The organism is Acinetobacter sp. T63 (assembly GCF_053852345.1).
In genome coordinates, this window is the sequence record NZ_CM132659.1 from 524,427 (window position 1) to 544,072 (window position 19,646).

Annotated in this window: 17 protein-coding genes; 7 read left to right on the top strand and 10 right to left on the bottom strand. The window is 46.1% G+C overall.

The genetic code is table 11. The features are described 5' to 3' along the window. Window positions 1-10: 10 nt before the first annotated feature. Window positions 11-706 carry a RadC family protein gene (gene radC / locus ACVLR6_RS02495; protein ID WP_005182279.1) on the bottom strand — a complete coding sequence of 232 codons (696 nt, stop codon included), beginning with the start codon at window positions 704-706 and terminating at the stop codon, window positions 11-13. 113 nt (window positions 707-819) lie between these two features. On the opposite strand from radC, the gene coaBC reads away from it, so the two are divergent. Beyond that, window positions 820-2,094: a bifunctional phosphopantothenoylcysteine decarboxylase/phosphopantothenate--cysteine ligase CoaBC gene (gene coaBC, locus ACVLR6_RS02500; RefSeq protein ID WP_005182280.1), complete on the top strand. Its 1,275-nt coding sequence runs from the start codon at window positions 820-822 to the stop codon at window positions 2,092-2,094. A 50-nt stretch (window positions 2,095-2,144) separates the two neighbouring features. On the opposite strand, the gene ACVLR6_RS02505 is transcribed toward coaBC, so the two are convergent. From ACVLR6_RS02505 to rsgA, 5 genes are all read right to left on the bottom strand, one after another. Then, window positions 2,145-3,449, bottom strand: coding sequence for an IS4 family transposase (locus ACVLR6_RS02505; protein ID WP_455996150.1), 1,305 nt, complete (start codon window positions 3,447-3,449; stop codon window positions 2,145-2,147). A 121-nt stretch (window positions 3,450-3,570) separates the two neighbouring features. Beyond that, complete coding sequence (gene secB, locus ACVLR6_RS02510) at window positions 3,571-4,029, bottom strand: protein-export chaperone SecB (protein ID WP_160243538.1); 459 nt, start codon at window positions 4,027-4,029, stop codon at window positions 3,571-3,573. A gap of 40 nt (window positions 4,030-4,069) precedes the next feature. Continuing rightward, window positions 4,070-4,327 carry a glutaredoxin 3 gene (grxC, locus tag ACVLR6_RS02515; RefSeq protein ID WP_005182284.1) on the bottom strand — a complete coding sequence of 86 codons (258 nt, stop codon included), beginning with the start codon at window positions 4,325-4,327 and terminating at the stop codon, window positions 4,070-4,072. Between the two features lie 20 nt (window positions 4,328-4,347). Beyond that, on the bottom strand, window positions 4,348-4,755 hold the full coding sequence (locus ACVLR6_RS02520) for a rhodanese-like domain-containing protein (protein ID WP_005182291.1): 408 nt from the start codon (window positions 4,753-4,755) through the stop codon (window positions 4,348-4,350). A 96-nt stretch (window positions 4,756-4,851) separates the two neighbouring features. After that, window positions 4,852-5,910: a small ribosomal subunit biogenesis GTPase RsgA gene (gene rsgA, locus ACVLR6_RS02525; RefSeq protein WP_104490218.1), complete on the bottom strand. Its 1,059-nt coding sequence runs from the start codon at window positions 5,908-5,910 to the stop codon at window positions 4,852-4,854. Between the two features lie 125 nt (window positions 5,911-6,035). On the opposite strand from rsgA, the gene orn reads away from it, so the two are divergent. The 6 genes from orn (at window position 6,036) to ACVLR6_RS02555 (ending at window position 13,476) form a co-directional block, all read left to right on the top strand. Then, on the top strand, window positions 6,036-6,590 hold the full coding sequence (gene orn / locus ACVLR6_RS02530) for an oligoribonuclease (RefSeq protein WP_005182297.1): 555 nt from the start codon (window positions 6,036-6,038) through the stop codon (window positions 6,588-6,590). Between the two features lie 255 nt (window positions 6,591-6,845). Beyond that, complete coding sequence (locus ACVLR6_RS02535; protein ID WP_016659546.1) at window positions 6,846-7,580, top strand: Bax inhibitor-1/YccA family protein; 735 nt, start codon at window positions 6,846-6,848, stop codon at window positions 7,578-7,580. Between the two features lie 148 nt (window positions 7,581-7,728). Further along, window positions 7,729-8,532: an enoyl-ACP reductase FabI gene (locus ACVLR6_RS02540; RefSeq protein ID WP_005182307.1), complete on the top strand. Its 804-nt coding sequence runs from the start codon at window positions 7,729-7,731 to the stop codon at window positions 8,530-8,532. 138 nt (window positions 8,533-8,670) lie between these two features. Further along, complete coding sequence (locus ACVLR6_RS02545) at window positions 8,671-11,457, top strand: type VI secretion system Vgr family protein (protein ID WP_455995778.1); 2,787 nt, start codon at window positions 8,671-8,673, stop codon at window positions 11,455-11,457. Window position 11,458: 1 nt separating this feature from the next. Further along, window positions 11,459-13,018 carry a hypothetical protein gene (locus tag ACVLR6_RS02550; protein ID WP_104490779.1) on the top strand — a complete coding sequence of 520 codons (1,560 nt, stop codon included), beginning with the start codon at window positions 11,459-11,461 and terminating at the stop codon, window positions 13,016-13,018. Then, on the top strand, window positions 13,012-13,476 hold the full coding sequence (locus tag ACVLR6_RS02555) for a hypothetical protein (RefSeq protein WP_228153449.1): 465 nt from the start codon (window positions 13,012-13,014) through the stop codon (window positions 13,474-13,476). Before ACVLR6_RS02550 ends, ACVLR6_RS02555 begins: the two co-directional genes overlap by 7 nt. Before the next feature lie 54 nt (window positions 13,477-13,530). Here ACVLR6_RS02555 and ACVLR6_RS02560 read toward each other — a convergent pair whose 3' ends face one another. The 4 genes from ACVLR6_RS02560 to ACVLR6_RS02575 all read right to left on the bottom strand — a co-directional run bounded on the left by ACVLR6_RS02560 (window position 13,531) and on the right by ACVLR6_RS02575 (window position 19,283). Continuing rightward, entirely contained in the window at window positions 13,531-14,463 is a 933-nt protein-coding gene (locus ACVLR6_RS02560) for an IS5 family transposase (RefSeq protein WP_455995779.1), read from the bottom strand. A gap of 65 nt (window positions 14,464-14,528) precedes the next feature. After that, window positions 14,529-15,947, bottom strand: coding sequence for an efflux transporter outer membrane subunit (locus ACVLR6_RS02565; RefSeq protein ID WP_160243535.1), 1,419 nt, complete (start codon window positions 15,945-15,947; stop codon window positions 14,529-14,531). Window positions 15,948-15,957: 10 nt separating this feature from the next. Next, window positions 15,958-17,937 carry a MacB family efflux pump subunit gene (locus ACVLR6_RS02570; RefSeq protein WP_075175113.1) on the bottom strand — a complete coding sequence of 660 codons (1,980 nt, stop codon included), beginning with the start codon at window positions 17,935-17,937 and terminating at the stop codon, window positions 15,958-15,960. Window positions 17,938-17,939: 2 nt separating this feature from the next. Further along, window positions 17,940-19,283 (bottom strand): MacA family efflux pump subunit, encoded by a 1,344-nt coding sequence (locus ACVLR6_RS02575; RefSeq protein WP_455995781.1) that lies wholly within the window; start codon window positions 19,281-19,283, stop codon window positions 17,940-17,942. Window positions 19,284-19,646 lie beyond the last annotated feature (363 nt).

Consider the following 19,646-nt stretch of genomic DNA (forward strand, 5'->3'; position numbering starts at 1 on the left):
GTTGCGCTGCTTAAAATGTCGACTTGATGAGTTGATGTTCAGCAAAGGAAAAACTGCCTTCGGGAGCAATAATACAATGATCAATCAGGCGGATATCAACCAGCTGGCAGGCCTGCTGGATGCGCTGGGTCAATTGTAAATCGGCCGGTGAGGGCTGTGGCTGTCCCTGAGGATGATTATGACTGATCACCAGCGCCGTAGTGTTTTTCTGGATGGCAAAGCGTAGCAGCTGGTTGATCGAAATTTCACATGAATTGAGCGCGCCAAAAAACAGTTTCTTAAAACAGATTTTGCGCAGCTGCGCATCCAGGCACAATACTGCAAATACTTCCTGAGTTTCACCGAGCAGTTCAAAGCGTAAATAGTCCAGTAGCAGCCGGGAGGAGCTGAGTTCCAGTTTGTCCTGCTGCAAATGCTGGGCGGTATAGCGCCGGCCCAATTCCTTGACCGCCATCAGCTGGCTGTATTTACTTGGACCCATGCCATGAAACTGGCTTAAATCGGGCAGGGCGGCATCGAGTACCGCATTCAGGCTGCCAAAGGCCTGTAATAAATGACGGGCCAGTTCAACGGCAGAGTACTGCTGGGAGCCGGAGCGCAGGAAAATAGCCAGCAGTTCGGCATCGGAAAGACTGTGCGCGCCGTACTGGATCAGGCGTTCACGCGGACGCTCCTGTTCCGGCCAATGTTTAATACTGAAGTTCATTGTTATTAGACTTATTGGTGATGAATTGTTATGGATTTCGCCCAGACATGTCTTGGGAATGACAATATTTAATGCTATTGTGAGCCCCACTGCAACAGAAAGGTAAGCTGTTCGTGAGTTTTGATTTAAGTGTCATTCCTAATAAAAATATTATTGTGGGTATTACTGGCGGTATTGCCGCCTACAAAAGTGCCATTCTGGTTCGCCGTTTAAAGGACGCTGGCTTTAACGTCCGGGTGGTGATGACCGAAGGGGCACAAGCCTTTATTACACCGCTGACCTTTCAGGCGTTGTCGGGCAATCCGGTGCATACCCAGTTGCTGGACCCGGAAGCCGAGGCCGGCATGGGGCATATTGAACTGGCACGCTGGGCCGATCTGGTGCTGATTGCACCGGCCAGCTGTGACACCCTGGCCAAATTTGCCGCCGGTCTGGCAGATGACTTGTTATCGACTTTATATCTGGCCACCAGTGCCCCGGTCTGGGTGGCACCGGCCATGAATCAGCAGATGTGGGCGGCCAAAGCTACGCAGCGCAATCTGGCGACGCTGGTAGACGATGGCGTGCATGTGATTATGCCGGAATCCGGCTCACAAGCCTGTGGTGATGTCGGTCTGGGCCGTATGCCTGAGCCGGAAGAGCTAGCGCGTCAGGTCACCGATTATTTCCATAAAGCGCAGCGTGCGATTGCTGAAAAATTTGGCTTACTGGCCAGCAAGCATGTGGTGATTACCGCCGGGCCAACCCGTGAAGCGATTGATCCGGTACGTTATATTTCCAATCATAGTACCGGGAAAATGGGCTTTGCCCTGGCAGCAGCCTGCTATGCAGCTGGCGCCAAAGTTACGCTGATTGCCGGGCCAGTCAGTCTGGATACACCAAACGGGGTCCGCCGTATTAATGTCTCTTCAGCCGTGCAGATGCTGGACACCAGTATGCAGTTGCTGGATGAAGGTTGTGATGTGTTTATTGCCACCGCGGCGGTTGCCGATTATCGCGTGGCTGAAGTTGCAGAACACAAAATCAAAAAATCCGGAGATGAACTGGATATCGCCTTAATCAAGAATCCGGATATTGTGGCGACTATCGCGCAGCAGGACAAACGTCCGTTTATGGTCGGCTTTGCCGCTGAAACGCGCAATGTGGAAGAATATGCGGCCGGCAAACTGGTGGCGAAAAAGCTGGATATGATTGCCTGCAATGATGTGTCCCGTGCAGATATCGGCTTTGCCTCTGATGAAAATGCCATGACGGTGTTCTTTGCTGAAGGCTATCATCTGCCAAAACGCGATCTGGAAAAAGCCTCCAAGCAGGAAATTGCCCAGCAGCTGGTCGAAGCCATTCATGATGCCTTGCACCATGATCCGGCGCAGGATGAAGCCTTCTGATCTTGTCAGAACAAATAAAAAAGCCCTGCAAGTGCAGTAATGCCAGTCAGTTAAGAGATTGACTGGCTTTTTCTTGGGTATTTTTGAGGTTTTCCTTTTACAACCCTTGGATAACTCCTCACTCTTCTCTCAGGTATAACATACCGATTAGATTTCTCCATTAAACTTTCCAGATGTTTGGGTAGATTACCTGCAGAAGCCAAAGAGTCGAATCTGAGTAAATTAAGAAGGGCAATAGATGCAATATGAAAACTGATCCTCAACGGGCTTACTTTGGCACGTTGAGCCATATATTTCATTTGTCTTCTTAGAACATTATAAGCAATCAAGACACCCCATAATTCTTGATAAATTAAGTCTGGCTGTTTGCTCCTTAAGTGCTTACCTTCCTGTAAATTGCTTTTAATTTCTCGGTAACACATTTCAATTTCCCAACGCTGAGCATATAACTTTGCCAAGGCTATAAGTGGGTATGTCTTTGAATCTAATAATGAAGTAATGTAACGTCTGATTTTTCCTGCCTGCTCAACTTCAATTAAACGTGCTTCCCAGTAATCTCCTAATGCTGGATTAAGTTTTTTGGCTCTTGCTGATATTGGCATCCTGATATGAAAATCATGTGGGGAATTCCGTTTAATTATGTCATAACGTAAATTATCTTTAGCTCGCATCAGCCAATGACTTGATTCTCCACGTGTTTGCCAGCCTATTAAAAAATCAGCAGAGAAATAAGCTCGATCAAACAAAGTAATACTTTGTGCTGGAGGAGATAATTGATTTGCTAATGTGAGTTCACCTTGATCCATACTGCCTATTTGGGCATCTATGATTTCATGAGTATTGGTATTCACTAGACACGTGGCTCTAACTTGTGGGTAAGGTGCTACAGCAGTTTTACCTTTAGATGAGCCAAAATGATTAAAATTCTCCTTGGTCAGTGGCATAGACCAAACCACCCCGTCAACAGCACATACACTAAGACCTTGAAAGCTTGAATATTGTTGTTGTGATTCATCAAACCATGCTTGGCTGATTAAGGAGAATAAGGCAGCTAAGGGTTCTCGACCTAAACGTTGTCGAGCTTGGACAGCTGCACTAGGAACACAATAATCTGTTGTACCAAACACGAGGTTTAATTGCTCTACAACATAGCTGATGGGTTGATTGCGAAACAAGGCAAGCCCAATAACAAGCCAAACCACATGCTCAGCAGGTAATTTTCTCCTTCTGATTGATGCCTTACCTGTTTGATGCAGGCTTGTTTCAATCCAATTTAAATCAATAAGTTCACAAAAATGGTTGAGTGATGGGAGAGCATGTTCAAGAGTGGATTCTAAATGTTCAGATAAAGACATAAAAAAATGAGCGTATTTACATACACTCATTTTTACTACATTTTACTAATATTTGCTTAACTGACTGGCATTACTGCAAGTGCAGGGCTTTTTCGTGCTGGACTTAAATGCCTGAATACAATTAAGCCTGACCTTCTGCAGCAGCGACTTGTGCGCGTTGCATGTTGGCTTCAAATTCAGCATCAAAGTTGATTGGCGTTAACAGCAATTGCGGGAAGCTGCCTTTGGTAACCATATCATTCACTGCTTCACGCAAGAACGGGAACAGGATGTTCGGGCAGTAGGCACCTAGAATATACGGCAGACGTTCTTCTTCTACGCCATCAATCAGGAAAATACCTGCTTGAGTGACATCTACAATAAATGCTGTATCACCGGCATTGTTGGCTTGAACAACAACTTTTAAAGACACTTCAAAGTGGGTTGGATCAATCTTTTCTGCAGAAGACGACAGATTGATATTCAGTTCAGGCTGCCATTCTTTGGTAAATACTTGTGCCCCTGGAACTTCAAAAGAAATATCTTTTGTATAAATACGCTCTAATGCCAATTGTGGTTGAGCTTGTTGTTGTTCACTCATTATTTATTCCTTAAAAATATGAACAGAAAATTAATTGAAATTATGACGCCAGTAAGTCATCGAGTTTGCCTTCACGCTCAAGGGCGTAAAGTTGGTCGAAACCACCAATAAACTGCTCGTTAATGAAAATTTGTGGAACAGTACGATGGTTGGTGCGCTGCATCAGTTCAGTGCGGACTTCTGGTGCTTCGTTGGATAAATTGATTTCTTTATAGACAACGCCTTTACGCTCAAGAAGCTGTTTTGCACGTACGCAATATGGACATACAGTTGTTGAATAAATCGTTACTTCAGCCATTGCTAATCTCCTCAAGCGGATTATTTGCTTTTTACTAAAGGTAAGCCTTGTGCTTTCCAGTTACTGATCCCACCATCCAGACGATAGCTATCTGCGTGGCCTACCTGTTGCAGGGCAGTGCCGGCAATTTGACCTAAATTGCAGATAAACACCAATGGACGGTCAGCGGTTTTTAACTCTTCAATATGGCTTGAAATTTTGCTGTAAGGAATGTTGCGGCTGCCGCTGATATGGCCTTCACGGAAGTCTTTGGCATCACGTAAATCAATCAGCATGGCATTTTTGGCTTTCACCAGAATCCCTAAAGATTGTGGGGAAATTTTACGCCCGTTACGTTGGCCTTCCAAAATGAAGAATAAAACCACCAAAACTGCCAGTGTTCCAAACAAGAAGGGGTGATTCCCCATAAACTCGAACCAACGTTCCACAAGTCACCTAAATTACAATTTCAAAAATTGTCACAGAGTATAGCCTATAAATATGGTGATCAAAATCACCGCTTCAAGGGGCGGGCTGCAATTAAACTAATTTTTTTGCTGGGCTTCGTTGACTTCATCAATCAGACGCAAATAACTGTCGAGCCGGCGCGTTAAAATCTCACCTGCTGCTGCTGCCTGACGCAAGGCACATTGCTTTTCGTGCTTATGGGTACAGTTACGGAATTGACAGTGACCGAGCAGATTTTCAATTTCCGGAAAACCCTGCTGGATTTTTTCAGTCGTCAAATGCCACAGGCCAAATTCGCGGATGCCCGGTGAGTCAATGAGCGCCGAACCTTCACCAAACGGAATTAAGCGGGTGGAGGTGGTGGTATGCTGACCCAGGGCCGAGTTTTCTGAAATGATATTGGTTTTCTGCGCCGCTTCCGGCACGATGGCATTAATCAGGGTACTTTTACCCACGCCAGACTGACCGACAAAGGCCACAGTTTCATTTTTTAAACGGTTGGACAGTTCAGTCAGATCTGCATCAGACTGGGTCTGCATCACTTCATAACCCAAATCACGGTATTCTTGCAGTAAATCCAGAATCGGATCATTTTCGGTAAGTAGGTCGGATTTGTTCAGGATCAGCAGCGCCGGAATATTGGCATCGGCACAGGCCACCAGATAGCGGTCAATCAGACCCGGTGCCGGTTCTGGCAGCGGTGCAAACACAATCACAATCAATGAGATGTTGGCGGCTACCGGTTTGACTTTGTGGTAACGGTCCGGGCGCGTGAGCAAAGACTGGCGCGGATGAATCGCGCTAATAATGCCCAGACCGGTATTTGGATCGGCCTGCCATTTGACCCGGTCACCGGTAACCAGTAATTCCAGGTTGGTACGGGTATGACAGCGCCAGATGCTGCCCAGTTCAATCGGTTTCCAGAACGGTTCAGGTTCACCTTCGGCCACCACGGGTTTTTCAGGATGCTGCTCCGGCACGGAGAGGGCTTGTACTTCCAGCTGGCGTCCATAATGCTGCACCACCAGACCTTCCAGATCATTGGAGCTGTCTATATCTTCCTGCCGGGTTTGCTGCTGTTTCTGAATGCGGCGTTGTTGCTGTTCAGTCAGGCGACGCTTACGAATTAAAGCCATTCATATCCTAAAAAAACCATGAAATCTGGAGTGCAAAAATAGCATGAAGCACGGGCAGAATGACACCCAAGAACACAGAAATTTGCTACTATAGCCGTTTTTAAGACGAATAAGATTGCACATTTATGAGCAGCACGCCTGATACCCGCTTAATTTGGATTGACCTGGAAATGACAGGTTTAGATACCGATAATGATCAGATTATTGAAATTGCCACCATTGTGACAGACGATCATTTAAATATTCTGGCGGAAGGTCCGGTACTGGCCGTGCATCAATCAGATCGTATTTTAAATGCCATGGATGAATGGAACACGCGTCAGCATGGTCAGTCGGGGCTAATTGAGCGTGTACGTCGCAGTAAACTGAGCGCGCAGGATGCCGAGCAGCAAACTTTAGAGTTTCTGAAAAAATGGGTCAATCCAAAAACTTCGCCGATGTGCGGTAACTCGATCTGTCAGGACCGTCGCTTTTTACACCGGTTAATGCCGGAGCTGGAGCAGTTCTTCCATTACCGTAATCTGGATGTATCTTCTGTTAAAGAACTGGCCAAACGCTGGCGTCCGGAAATTATGAGCGGCTTAAAGAAAAATGCTTCTCACCTGGCCATGGATGACATCCGTGACTCGATTGCCGAGCTGAAATACTATCGTGAATATTTCTTTATTATGAATAAATAAGTATCTGCTCATCATCCATCTATTTGCACTGTGGGGACGAGCGTATCCACAGCGCTTAAGAAGAGGCTTTTGGCCTCTTTTTTTATCTCTATCGTTTTTCATTTGCTGTTATTCGGATGTGATCCAGAGATATTACCCGTTATAAAGATGTAATCTTTTTGGTGATTATTTAGACAGGATGCAGCTGCGCGCTTATGATAGGAGCAATGAGTATTTCAAAACCCATTTGCCGCAATGATCGGAGTACCTTAAATCATGCAAAGTAATAACCCGATCCTGACACGCGTTGAGGTGTCGAGTGATTATGCCCAGCCGATGAGCGTGCAGGGAGCAATCCAAAAATCTGTCCTGCTGACTTTAATTGCCGCCGTGGTGGGCATCGGCCTGTTTTTCTACAGTTTCCTGACAGCCAATCTTTCTATTGCCTATGCCGGCGCAATTGTCGGTGCCATTGGCGGACTGATTCTGGCTTTGGTGGCCACCTTTAAGCCAAATACAGCGCGCACGCTGGCCATTCCCTATGCGCTGTTTGAAGGGGCATTTCTGGGCGGGATTTCAGTGATCTTCCAGTTGCAGTTTCCGGGTGTGCCATTACAGGCCTTGCTGGCTACCTTTGTGACCACATTGGTGATGTTTGTGCTGTATCGTACTCGGGTAATTCGCGCCACTGAAAAATTTAAGGCGGTGGTGATGTCGGCCTCAATTGCGATTGCGATGGTGTTTGTGGTGCAAATCTTTCTGAGTCTGGCTTTGGGGTCGAGTATTCCTTATCTGTTTGAAAGCAACTGGCTTGGAATTGGCTTTGCAGCATTTGTGGCCGTGATTGCCTCTTTAAACTTGATTTTAGACTTTGATCTGATTGAAACCGGCGCGGCACAAGGCGCACCGAAAAGCATGGAATGGCTGAGTGCCATTGCCTTATTGGCTACCTTGGTCTGGATGTATTATTCCTTCCTGCGTTTGCTGGGCTTATTGCAAAGCAATGATTAACTTCCCGGCATTTATCGACATTAAAATCGCGCAACCTTTGCGCGATTTTTACTTTCTTCGGAGGAATTGAAAAAAAGGCGCATTATGCAATTTCCGAATTGGCTCAGAATTGGCATGATACTGCAAAATCAATATGAGTGAGATTCACATGGCACAAGGACTATTAGCGGGTAAACGCTTTTTAATCGCGGGTATTGCGAGTAAATTATCCATTGCATTTGGTGTTGCTCAGGCTTTACATCGTGAAGGTGCAGAGCTGGCTTTTACCTATCCGAATGAAAAATTGAAAAAACGTGTGGATGAATTTGCAGAACAGTTTGGTTCTAAAATTGTTCTTCCTTGTGATGTTGCGGTAGATGCTGAAATTGAACAGGTCTTTGTCGATCTTGCTCAACATTGGGATGGTTTGGATGGCGTGGTGCATTCAATTGGTTTCGCACCAGCCCATACCTTAGATGGTGACTTTACCGACGTGACCGACCGTGAAGGTTTTAAAATTGCGCATGACATCAGTGCCTACAGCTTTGTTGCGATGGCGCGTGCTGCCAAACCATTATTACAGGCACGTCAAGGCTGTTTATTAACCCTGACTTATCAGGGTTCTGAGCGTGTAATGCCAAACTACAATGTAATGGGTATGGCCAAAGCTTCGCTTGAAGCAGGGGTGCGTTATTTAGCCTCTAGCCTGGGTGCTGAAGGCATTCGTGTTAATGCCATTTCTGCCGGTCCAATACGCACACTGGCTGCATCAGGAATTAAATCATTCCGTAAGATGTTAGATGCCAATGAAAAAATTGCCCCATTAAAACGTAATGTCACCATTGAAGAAGTGGGTAATGCTGCATTATTCCTGTGCTCACCTTGGGCCAACGGGATTACCGGTGAAATTCTGTATGTAGATGCTGGCTTTAATACCGTGGGTATGAGCGCCGCCATGATGGACGCAGAATAAGTCGGAATGTTTCAACCTGCGCCGGCTTTTTATCGGATAGTTACATATTGATAAACAAGCGGCCGGGTTGAAGCGATGTTTTATGTGGTTATTTTGTATAAAATAGCCACACTTTTTTTAGCTATTTATTACAGAACAATGATGCCAAGCAATATATTTGCAGCACTAGAAAAATTAGGCCTCAGCCCACAAAAACGTGCCCTCCATATTCAATTTTCTCAGCCTGCCTTAAATACCGATGTTTTTTTACAGCGCATCGATGGTAAACACCAGCTTAATGACGGTTTACATGCCGAACTGATCTGTCTTTCGACCAACGCACAGATTCCGTTAAAACAGTTTATCGGCGCGCAGGTCGCCGTCGACCAGGTCACTGACCAGGGCCAGCTGTTTCGCAGCAGCGGTATTATCACCGCAGCCGCGCAAGGCCAAAGTGATGGCTCACTCACGCTCTATAAACTCACACTAGAAGATCCGACTGCACTCTGGCATAAACGCCGTAATAGCCGCGTGTTTATGAATAAAAGCGTGCGTGAGGTCAGCGAGATTCTATTTAAAGAATGGCAGAACAAAAGCCCACTCTTTGCCGCCAGCCTGACCCTGGACTTAACCGGACTGACCCAGGAACTGGATGTGCGTCCTTTTATCATGCAGTCCAATGAAACCGACTATGACTTTTTGACCCGGCTCTGGCGCAGTGAAGGCATCAACTGGCTGATTGATGAAGCCCAGTTGCAGGTCGTACATTCCAGCAGCCCGATACAGGCCCAGAAACTACGTCTGATTGATGACAACAGCCAGTACAGCGCCTTAAATCGTCGCAGTATCCGCTTTCATCGCTCCAGTGCCACCGAACAATTAGACAGCATCACCCAGTTGATTGCCCAGCGCAGCCTGCAACCGACCGCCGTACATCTGCAACGCTGGCAGTCAGATAGCCTGAGCCAGGAAGAAGGCGCCGGTTCTGTACAAAGCAAACACCAGCACAGCCACAATCAGGACAATGCCAGCTTAAGCCTGGAACAAGCCTGGCAGATCAGCCCGGCCTGGATGCAGGATTTAAATGGTGAAGACCAGGCCACAGCCTCTTCCAACAACCAGCTGGACAAGCTGAACCAGAACCTCAGTCACTACCACGACCTGCAATCCAAATACTTCAGCGCGCATTCCACCGTCCGTGATGCTCAGGTCGGCTACTGGTTTGAACTGAATGAACACCCGGAAATTGACCAGCACAGCGCAGCCGACAAAGAATTTCTAATTACCGGCAAACAGTTCTATAACCAGAACAACTTACCCAAAGACCTCAATCAGCAGATCAACCAGCTACTCAGTCAAAGCCACTGGCATAGCCATTTTAGCTTTCAACAAAAACAACACCCGGATGAACGTCAAGGCAATACCTTAACCTTACAACGTCGCAATATCCACACCGTACCGGAATACCATCCACTACAGCACCGCCCGGCAGCCCATCCGCAGCGTGCCCGGGTAGTCGGTCCTGCTGGCGAAAGCATCCATGTCGATGAATGGGGACGGATTAAAGTCCGTTTTCTGTTTACCCGCAGTGATGACCATCAGCATGATGGCGGTGCTGGCAGCAATGACAATGACACCGACTCTGCCTGGGTCGATGTACTGACGCCTTGGGCCGGAGAAGGCTACGGGGCACGTTTCCTGCCACGGATTAATGAAATTGTGGTGATCGACTTCTTTGACGGTAACATCGACCGGCCATTTGTCGTGGGGCGTCTACATGAAGCAGAACGCTCGCCAACCCAATTCGACCAACAAGGCCAACTACCCGACACCAAAAAACTCAGCGGGATCCGCTCACAGGAAATTGAGGGCAGTGGCTTTAACCAGCTGCGCTTTGATGATACTCCGAAGCAGATCTCTGCCCAGCTGCAAAGTAGTCATGGCGCAACACAACTAAATCTAGGGAACTTGAGCCATCCCAAAGCCAGCGCCGAAAGTGATGGCCGTGGTGAAGGTTTTGAACTGAGAACCGATCAGTGGGGTGCAGTACGTGCTGGAGAAGGCTTGCTGATTTCCACCCATCCACAGACACAAGCCGAAGGCAATCATCTCGATGCCAATGAGGCCAAGAGTCAGATTGAAGGCTCACTGAACAATGCCCAAGCCTTAAGTGAAGTGGCCAAAAACCAGCAGACCGATCCTTTAGAAGTTCTCGATAACTTAAAGAACTTCTTAGAGCAGATCGAACAGCAGGATGAAAATAAAGCTGCTGCTTTTAAACAGGCACTGATGATTCTTAGCGCACCAAACTCTATTGCCTTAAGTAGCCAGCAAGATGTACATCTCTCTGCTGATGGTCAGATCAGCCACAGTGCCGGAGAGAGTATTAACCTGAGTACGCAGCAATCCCTGATTGCCCATGCCAGCCAGAAACTGAGCCTGTTTGCAGCACAAGAGGGTGCACGCTTATATGCCGGTAAAGGCAAGGTTGAGATTCAGGCCCAAGGAGATGGCGCAGATCTGATTGCCAGAAAAGGGGTGCAGATTATTTCGACGGAAGATGCGGTTTATATTACCAGTCCAACCGAAATTAATCTGACCGCCGGTGGTTCACAAATCAAGATTAATGGCTCTGGGATTTTTCCGACCACAGGCGGAAAATTCGAGGTAAAGGCGGGGCAGCATTTGTTTAAGAGTGGTGAAAATGTTCATGCAACCATTCCTTTAATGCCTAAATTGGGATTACACAAAATACAATTTGAATTGCGAGATACTGAAACACAAGCGTTGTTGCCTTTCACTTCTTACATGTTAATGAATGATCAAGGGCATGTAAGCTATGGAAAAACAGATGCGAATAGTTTAACTCAGGCATTTGTCACTGATAAGCAAGAGAATTACTATCTACATGCAATCAATGACAAAATAAAGAAATTGGATAACTAAGATGGCAAAGTATCCTCAACCTAAGCTTGCACAAGCTGTATTAAAGAATGTGCCAAAACATATTGCTTTGCCACGTTTGAAATATGTGATTACAGCAAAAACATCTGAAGCTAAATCTACCTATGTATCTAAACTGACACCTTTTAATAAGTTTATGAAAACCCATAAAATTGAGGTGAATTATGATACTGCAGTAGTTCAAGTTGATATTTTCTTAGACGATAAATGGTATCAAGGCGCAATCCTTCCACATTTAGCACAATCTGAAAGCGGAAAGTTTACAGAGATCAAGTTTAAATACCATCAAGCGCAAAGTTCCCCGATAGAAGAAAATAAAATCCAAAAAGTTTATATAAAAGAAGGTATGGAAGTTGGTTGGTTGTTGATTCGAGAAGATGAGACTGTCGATGCATTGTTAAAACGTATCTATGCATACCCTCCTACGGCAAAAGAATTTTCTATTTTTAAAAATAATAATGCCCATTTGCCAGGGTTATCAACCAATGGACCAATGACTGTGCTTAAGCCGTGTCAGGTGGTCATTTTATCAAATAAATATGGTAATGATCTTAAGCTGAGTGAATATAAGCGGTTAGCGAGCAGCGTCGAAGAAAAATTGAAGCTATTGAGCAAGTCCTCAAATTTTGATGCAGCATTTTTTGCTGCAAATTATGAACTTTTGTACGATTATTGGTCACATGCTACTGAAATGGCATTAGCCAATGTAAGTGACCAAAAGAAAGTCGTTACAGTTGATGAGTTTAGGAAGGAATACTGTCAAGGTGATGATGATCTATTAGATCAAGTTGAAGAAAGAACGGGGCAAATTGTAGATAGCGCTGAACAAAAAAGCGAGCGAGATAGGAAGCTTAAAAAGAATGAGCTTCTAGTCATGAAAGAAACATCACTAGAAAAAGTGATAAAAAGCAATGATGCGATTATGGCTGTTTATCAAAGTGAACAGCTAATGAAATCTAAATATGCGAACCCAAAGCATTTTTCAGATTTTAAGAAAAAATATGCCTCACTTTATAGCCAGTTGGGTACAGCACTCAAAGATATGCATATTGTAGAGCCTCAGACTCAAATCCCTTTAATGAGAAAGTATATGAAAACGGACTCTCTTATACGCTCAGATGCTGTAAGAGGTGGTTTGAAGCATTACGATAAAATGATCGTCGATTTAGGGAAAATCAGTATCGGTTTAAGAATGGGTAAGCAATTGGTTGTCGGTTTAGGTGCTGCGATTTTCTTTAAAAATACAATGGATGCCTATAACACGGGTGATATGGAGCTTACAAAGAAAGTGGCTATGATTGAAGGCAGTAAGATTGCTGGTGGTATTATGGGAGGAGCTGCTGGTAACTTTGGAGGAAAAGTGGCCGCAAGGGGGATAATTTATATTATTGGTGCTGTGGCAGGAGCAGCTGGATATACAATTTCCCTACCTGTTTCCTTGACTATTACAGCTGTTGTTATTGGTGCAGGTGTGATTGGTGGTGGTAAATATGGTGCAGATTTTGCTGAGGATGAACTCAAAAAAAGGACAGGGGTATGTTAATGGAAGGTCAATTAGTTGATTTTTATGGTAGCGTTTTAATTAGCTTACTTGTTATTGGCTTAATGCTACTTTTATATACATATATATATAACCTGTTATTTATAAAAAAAAATAGTAAAGAACTTTCTGAAAAAATATATGGCATTGAAGAGTATTTAGATGAGGTGGGAATCTCTTTTGAAAAGGTACTACAACTTAATTTTATATTCTCTATGATGTGGTTTTCATATTTTATAACATACAGACGTTATGAAAAGATGCCGTATTTTGCAAAACGTGGAGAAAAGAGTCCTAGCTTGTATCCAAATCTGTATCAGGATAATGTTATTTATTTATGTGAAAAATTTAAAAAACAAATTATTATAATTGAGATATTATCTTTGTTTGTTTTTATTTTTGGAATCGCATTTTTTTTCTATGAGTCTATTGCTGATTTTCTAATATATTTAGGTTTTTAATAGGTTTTGTTGCACAAAGATTTGAAATGCAAAGCGCCCCTAATTGAGCCAAATTTAAGGCGTAACTTGGGTAAGTGGTCGACCTAATTCCGTAAACCTGTTGAGGACTGCTACACGTGCATGAATTTCATTCACCTGACTAGGAAAGCTTCTTGCCATTAATTTATCGCCTAATAATTTAATGCAATGCATCTTGGTTTCCACCAAACTTCGTCGATGATAGCCTGACCATTTTTTCCATAGTCTCCTGCCTAAGCGTTTAACTGTTCGAAGTAATTCATTTCGTTCTAGCGAGCTGATCTTTGTATCTTTCCATGGTTTCGCATTTTTTCTAGGTGGAATCACCGCATGCGCTTGCCGATCTGCAATGACCTGACGGCATTGCTTGGTGTCATAAGCTCCATCGGTATAAACAGAGTTAATCTGCTCATCTTGTGGAATCTGATTAAGTAAATCACCAAGCACCTGTGAATCACTGATATTATTGGTTGTAAGCTGAACTGCTCGTATTTGTAGGGTTTTAGCATCTATACCAATATGAAGTTTACGCCATTGGCGACGATATTCAGGTCCATGTTTCTTGCGTTTCCATTCGCCCTCACCTAGAAACTTCATGCCTGTAGAGTCCATGAGTAGATGCAGCCCATCGCTACTTTTTTGGTAGCTGATTACAATATCAATATGCTTTTGTCTTCTACAAAGCGTGGTGTAATCTGGAGCTATCCAATTTAATCCGCAAAGTTTAATCAGACTTTGCACAAAGCCAGTGACCATACGTAAAGACAGACGGAATAAGGATTTAATCATTAAGCAGCATTGGATGGCTGCGTCGGAGTAGGTTTGATTTCGCCCTTGTTTGCCTTTTGATGGAGCATACCATTGCGTAGCAGTATCAAACCAAATGGCAATATTTCCGCGACTCATGAGTGCTCGGTTATATGCGGGCCAATTGGTTGTGCGGTAGATTTTGTGTGTAGGCTTCTTCATTTGAAAATTATATCGCTGAAAAAGCCTTTACAGATAGGTTTGTGCAACAAAGCCTTCTATAAAATTTAAGGCAACTGCTGAATCGGACTCCCACCCAGCGCTTGTAACAAGGTCACATAAGCATTGTATTGGCTCTGACGGGTTTGCACCAAAGATAGACGGGCATTACGCGTGGTTTCCTGTGCATCTAACAGATTTTTTAATGCCACTGCGCCGTTACGATAACGAACTTCAGTCAACCGTTCAGACTTTTCCGCCAGTTCAACATTACGTGCCTGCAAGGCAAGCTGCTTATCCAGCTCATTACGTGCCGATAATGCATTTTCCACATCTGCAAAGGCGGCATATAGGGTCTGGCGATACTGCAAAATCGCTTTTTCATATTCCAGTTCGTTGACCTGTAAATCGCGTTTCATGTCATTCCATTGTAAAAATGGCAGACTTAAACCTGCACCCAAGGTCAAGGCCGGATTTTGCAATGCACTGCTTAGTGAGGTAGAGGCACCCACACCAGTCGATAGCACACCAGTCAAACTGATCGATGGATAATAGCTGGCCCGATTGGCATCTTTATTGGCCAGGGCTTTACGCAGGCGTAACTCGGCAGCCTGTAAGTCCGGACGACGCGCCAATAATTCTGCAGGTAAACCGGCACTAATCTCCGGCAGCGCCGTGCGTGGTAAACGCGGCGGTTCCTGAATATTCAGCTGCTGCACCGGCATGTTTAATAAAACCGCCAAGGCTGTCCGGGTTTCTACACGCTGCTGCTCAATCTGGCTTAAGGTTGATTTCTGGTTTTGTACCGACTGTTCTGCCTGGGTTACATCCAGACCCGATACCGCGCCAGCCCGATACTGTACTTGTACCAGTTCATAGGTTTTTTGTGCGGTCGCCAGGTTTTGCTGGACCACCTGATAACGTTCATTTAAATAGCCCAGCTGCCAATACAGCTCTGCTGCTGTACCAATCAAACTCTGTGCTGTGGCCTGTAAATCCTGCTCGGTGGCTAAGGCTTCCCAGCGCGCAGCTTCGGTCTGGTTGGCCAGTTTGCCAAATAAATCCAGTTCATAACTCAAGCGTGGATAGCCCAGAGAAATTCCGGTCGAGGCATTACCATCGCCATCCAGACTAAAACGGTGCCCGGTTGAAATGCTGGCATCTCCAATCCGGATCCCTTGCTGGCTTTGAGACTGTCCCGCCTGTAGACGAGCCTGTTGCAGGTTAATCCCCGCAACTGCCAGATCGCTATTGCGCGTCAAGGTTTGTTCAACCAGGGCATTCAGCTGGGCATCCTTAAACAGCGTCCACCACTGATCGGCCTGAACCTGGGCATGCACCTGCTGGCTAACCGCTTTACTGTTCTGGAAACTGCCCGGAATAGTCACAGCGGGTGCCTGATATGGGGTTTTCACCACCGCCGCACAGCCGACCAGGCTGCTGCTCAATAGCAAGGCGGTTGCAAGCTTACTGAAATTCAATTGCATGAAAGTATCCTTATTCTCGAGACAGGGCATCGACGGGGTTTAAACGGGCAGCGTTACGGGCAGGAATAAAGCCAAACACAATCCCGATCAGGCTGGAACAGATAAAGGCCGCCACAATGGAGGTGGTCGAGTAGGCCATTTGGAAAGTCCCGCCGGCGAACTGGGTAATCAGTTGTCCAATCCCTAAAGATAAGAGCACCCCGAGAATACCACCTAAAATACAGACCAGTACGGCTTCAATCAGGAACTGCTGCAAGATGTCACTTTGTCGGGCACCCACCGCCATACGAACGCCGATTTCCTGCGTCCGCTCTGTAACCGATACCAGCATGATGTTCATCACCCCGATACCACCCACCACCAGAGAAATCACGGCAATGGCTGAAATTAGCAGGGTCATCGTCGCAGTGGTCTGCTGGATGGTTTCCCGAATACTGTCGGCATTCTGGGTAAAGACATCCTGCGCACCGTGGCGTTGGACCAGCAGGCTTAAAATTGCATTTTCTGCGGTGGCACTTGGATATTCATCTTTAATCCGGACAATGATGCTGCGCACATGCGATTGCCCCAGCATCCGGCTTAAAACGGTGGAGTAGGGCAGATAGACATTCAGGCTATCCGCATTACCGCCCATGCCTTGCTGGGCATCGACCACCCCAATAATGCGGCTCGGTACGCTCCCCAGTAAAATCACCTGACCTACCGGGTTAGAGCCGTCACTAAAGAAAGTCTTTTGGGTGTTGGTATCAATCACCACGTCTTGGGCTTGAGTGCGGACACTGCTCCGGTCAAAAGGTTGACCGCTGTTAAAATCCAGACCACGTACATAGAAGAAGTCTTCACTCACACCATTCACGGTGGTCGAGGCTTCAATTTCCTTAAAGCGTCCGGTCACGCTGGTATTCACCGACGGGCTGACCCCATCGACATAGGGCTGTTCCGCCAGCGCATCGGCATCTGCGGGAATCAGGGTTCTGACCTGAGAGGAACGTGAATTGTCCCCGAAGCCCCGGCCCTGATACACGGTAATGGTATTGGTACCCAGACTGCTGATGTTTTCCAGAATCTGTTTTTGTGAACCATTGCCGAGTGCCACCACTGAAACCACCGAGGCAATCCCGATAATAATCCCGAGCATGGTCAGAAAGGTTCGCATCCGGTGTGCATTCATGGCCAGTAAGGCCATACGGAAGGCTTCTCCCAGACGGTCCACCGCGGAGCGCCAGGACGAAATTTTCTTTTGCGTATTGCGCTGCAGTTGCTGTTTTTCTAGGGGGGCATCTTCAGTTTCTGGCGTATTCGGCTGATCGGAAATAATATTCCCGTCACTGATTTCAATAATCCGGCTGGCACTTTTGGCGACATTGTGGTCATGGGTGACCAGAATAATAGTATGACCCTGGGCATTCAGCTCGCGCAGAATCCGCATTACCTCAATGCCGCTGTTTTTGTCCAGCGCACCGGTCGGTTCATCGGCTAGAATCACATCGCCGCCATTCATTAGCGCACGCGCAATCGAAACACGCTGTTGCTGACCACCAGAAAGCTGGCTTGGACGGTTCTGGGTTTTCTCGCCCAGACCCAAATCGGTCAGCAGTTTTTCTGCACGCTGATGACGTTCATCGGCATCGGCACCGGCATAAATCGCCGGGACTTCAACGTTTCCCGCTGCGGTTAAATCGCCCAGCAGATGATAGCGCTGGAAAATAAAACCAAAATATTCACGGCGTAACTGGGCCAGTTCATCGGGTTCCAGTTCACGGGTTTCGCGGCCATTGACGCGGTAGCTGCCCGAGGTTGGTTTATCCAGACAGCCTAAAATATTCATCAGGGTCGATTTGCCCGAACCGGACTGGCCGACAATCGCGACCAGTTCGCCGGGGTAAATCGCCAGATCGACACCCTTGAGAATCTGCACCGTTGATTCACCTGCCGGGAATTCACGAGTCAGATTCTTGACCTCGAGTAGAGGTTGCTGTTGTTGACTCATGCTTACATTCTCATTGGGCCGGAAGGACCACCACGGTTGCTACGTTTGGCGCCATCGTTTGAAGTATCTGAACCATCGGCAATAATGACCTGATCACCTTCTTTCAAACCTTTGATGATTTCAACGCTAACCCGGTTATTTAAGCCGGTCAGGACCTGTTGCGGTTTGGCGCTGCCATCGGCCTGTAAGACACGTACCATTGCCAGTGTAGCTTTGCCTTGATCAATCAGGGCACGTTCCTGTTCGGTCAGGGTTAAGCGCGCAGGACGGTCACCGGCCGGGCGTTGACCACGAGCTTCAGATGCACCGCGTTCAGCCGGCGCCTGATCTGCACCCGGGGCACGGCTACGCTGTGGACGGTTAGAGGCCTGAATGGCTGCCGCTGGAATCATCAGGACATTTTTCGCTTCATCCAGCACAATTGACACCTGTGCGGTCATGTCAATACGCAACTTGCCATCTTCATTCGGAACATCAAACAGGGCGTTGTAATACACCGCAGAGCTTGAAGTGGATGAACTGTTATTGGTCTCGGTATTGATTGAATTTGGTGCCGGTTCAACCTGACGCAAGGTGGCGTAGTGTTTTTTCTCACTGTTGCCCAAGGTGGTGAAGTACACACGCTGGCCTTCTTCCACTTTCATAACGTCGGCTTCAGAAATCTCCGATTTTACGGTCATGGTGTCGAGCTTGGCCAGTTTGACAATAGTCGGCGCACTCTGGTTGGCGTTTACAGTCTGACCTTCTTCCGTAACAATCGCCACGACCGTACCATCCATGGGTGCAACAATACGGGTATAGCCTAAATCTTCACGTGTGGTGGCTAAGGTTAAGCGGGACTGTTCAATCTGGGCATTAATGGCAGCAATATCGGCCTGTGCGGTTTTGTAGCTGGCCAGTGCGGCTTCCAGTTCTGCACGTGAGGTCGCATCCTGGTCATACATGGCCTGTTGTCGGCGATATTCAGCTTCGACTTTGGCAAGATTGGCCTGACGCACCGCCAGTTGGGCCTGCTGGTTTTTAATGCTGGCTTCTGCGGTTTTTAATTCGTTTTCCTGACGTACCGAATCAATCTGGGCAATCAGCTGGCCCTGTTTGACCTGATCGCCGAGTTCGACATACATTTTTCTGACCTGTCCCGACACCTGGGCGCCGACACTGACCATTTTGGTGGCTTCAAGGACACCGGTGGCCAGTACTGAATTTTCAATATCGCCACGACTGACGGCAGCGGTAATGTACTGTGGCTGTTCCTGTTTAGGTTTTAAAAAGAACCAGGCTGCAGCAATAAGTGCCACAATGGCCAGCGCAGCAAGCGCGAGTTTGGTTGGTTTTATTTTAGGCATGATCATCGAAACAGGTAAAAAGAATTAAACGGAATTATAAAAGCGAATTAAGGATAAAGCGTGAATTTTTTAAAGAAATTGCAAATGAGAATTATTATCTGGTTTTAAGGTAATTAAAGTGCTTTTTAATTGCACCACATGGTGACATAAATTTGCCCTAATTTAGGTCAACTTACCCCTGCACTATTTTAGTTCATCTCTATGATATTTTTATGAATTTTAATGAAAATTGAACTAAAAATACAACTATGGTCTAAGAGGATTGAAAAACCTTATTTTCTATATGGATTTAAAAATTAAAAGCAGCTAGTATCTAATTCCATAAAATAATTATGGCTTTAATCATTAGGATAATACGGCATC

Bases quoted from the DNA above. Each gene is read 5' to 3' on its own strand.
- secB (WP_160243538.1), bottom strand. From the start codon at position 4,029: ATGAGTGAACAACAACAAGCTCAACCACAATTGGCATTAGAGCGTATT.
- rsgA (WP_104490218.1), bottom strand. From the start codon at position 5,910: ATGGCTTTAATTCGTAAGCGTCGCCTGACTGAACAGCAACAACGCCGC.
- ACVLR6_RS02560 (WP_455995779.1), bottom strand. From the start codon at position 14,463: ATGAAGAAGCCTACACACAAAATCTACCGCACAACCAATTGGCCCGCA.
- ACVLR6_RS02540 (WP_005182307.1), top strand. From the start codon at position 7,729: ATGGCACAAGGACTATTAGCGGGTAAACGCTTTTTAATCGCGGGTATT.
- ACVLR6_RS02505 (WP_455996150.1), bottom strand. From the start codon at position 3,449: ATGTCTTTATCTGAACATTTAGAATCCACTCTTGAACATGCTCTCCCA.
- ACVLR6_RS02570 (WP_075175113.1), bottom strand. From the start codon at position 17,937: ATGAGTCAACAACAGCAACCTCTACTCGAGGTCAAGAATCTGACTCGT.
- orn (WP_005182297.1), top strand. From the start codon at position 6,036: ATGAGCAGCACGCCTGATACCCGCTTAATTTGGATTGACCTGGAAATG.
- grxC (WP_005182284.1), bottom strand. From the start codon at position 4,327: ATGGCTGAAGTAACGATTTATTCAACAACTGTATGTCCATATTGCGTA.
- ACVLR6_RS02535 (WP_016659546.1), top strand. From the start codon at position 6,846: ATGCAAAGTAATAACCCGATCCTGACACGCGTTGAGGTGTCGAGTGAT.
- ACVLR6_RS02555 (WP_228153449.1), top strand. From the start codon at position 13,012: ATGTTAATGGAAGGTCAATTAGTTGATTTTTATGGTAGCGTTTTAATT.
- ACVLR6_RS02575 (WP_455995781.1), bottom strand. From the start codon at position 19,283: ATGCCTAAAATAAAACCAACCAAACTCGCGCTTGCTGCGCTGGCCATT.
- radC (WP_005182279.1), bottom strand. From the start codon at position 706: ATGAACTTCAGTATTAAACATTGGCCGGAACAGGAGCGTCCGCGTGAA.
- ACVLR6_RS02545 (WP_455995778.1), top strand. From the start codon at position 8,671: ATGATGCCAAGCAATATATTTGCAGCACTAGAAAAATTAGGCCTCAGC.
- ACVLR6_RS02550 (WP_104490779.1), top strand. From the start codon at position 11,459: ATGGCAAAGTATCCTCAACCTAAGCTTGCACAAGCTGTATTAAAGAAT.
- ACVLR6_RS02565 (WP_160243535.1), bottom strand. From the start codon at position 15,947: ATGCAATTGAATTTCAGTAAGCTTGCAACCGCCTTGCTATTGAGCAGC.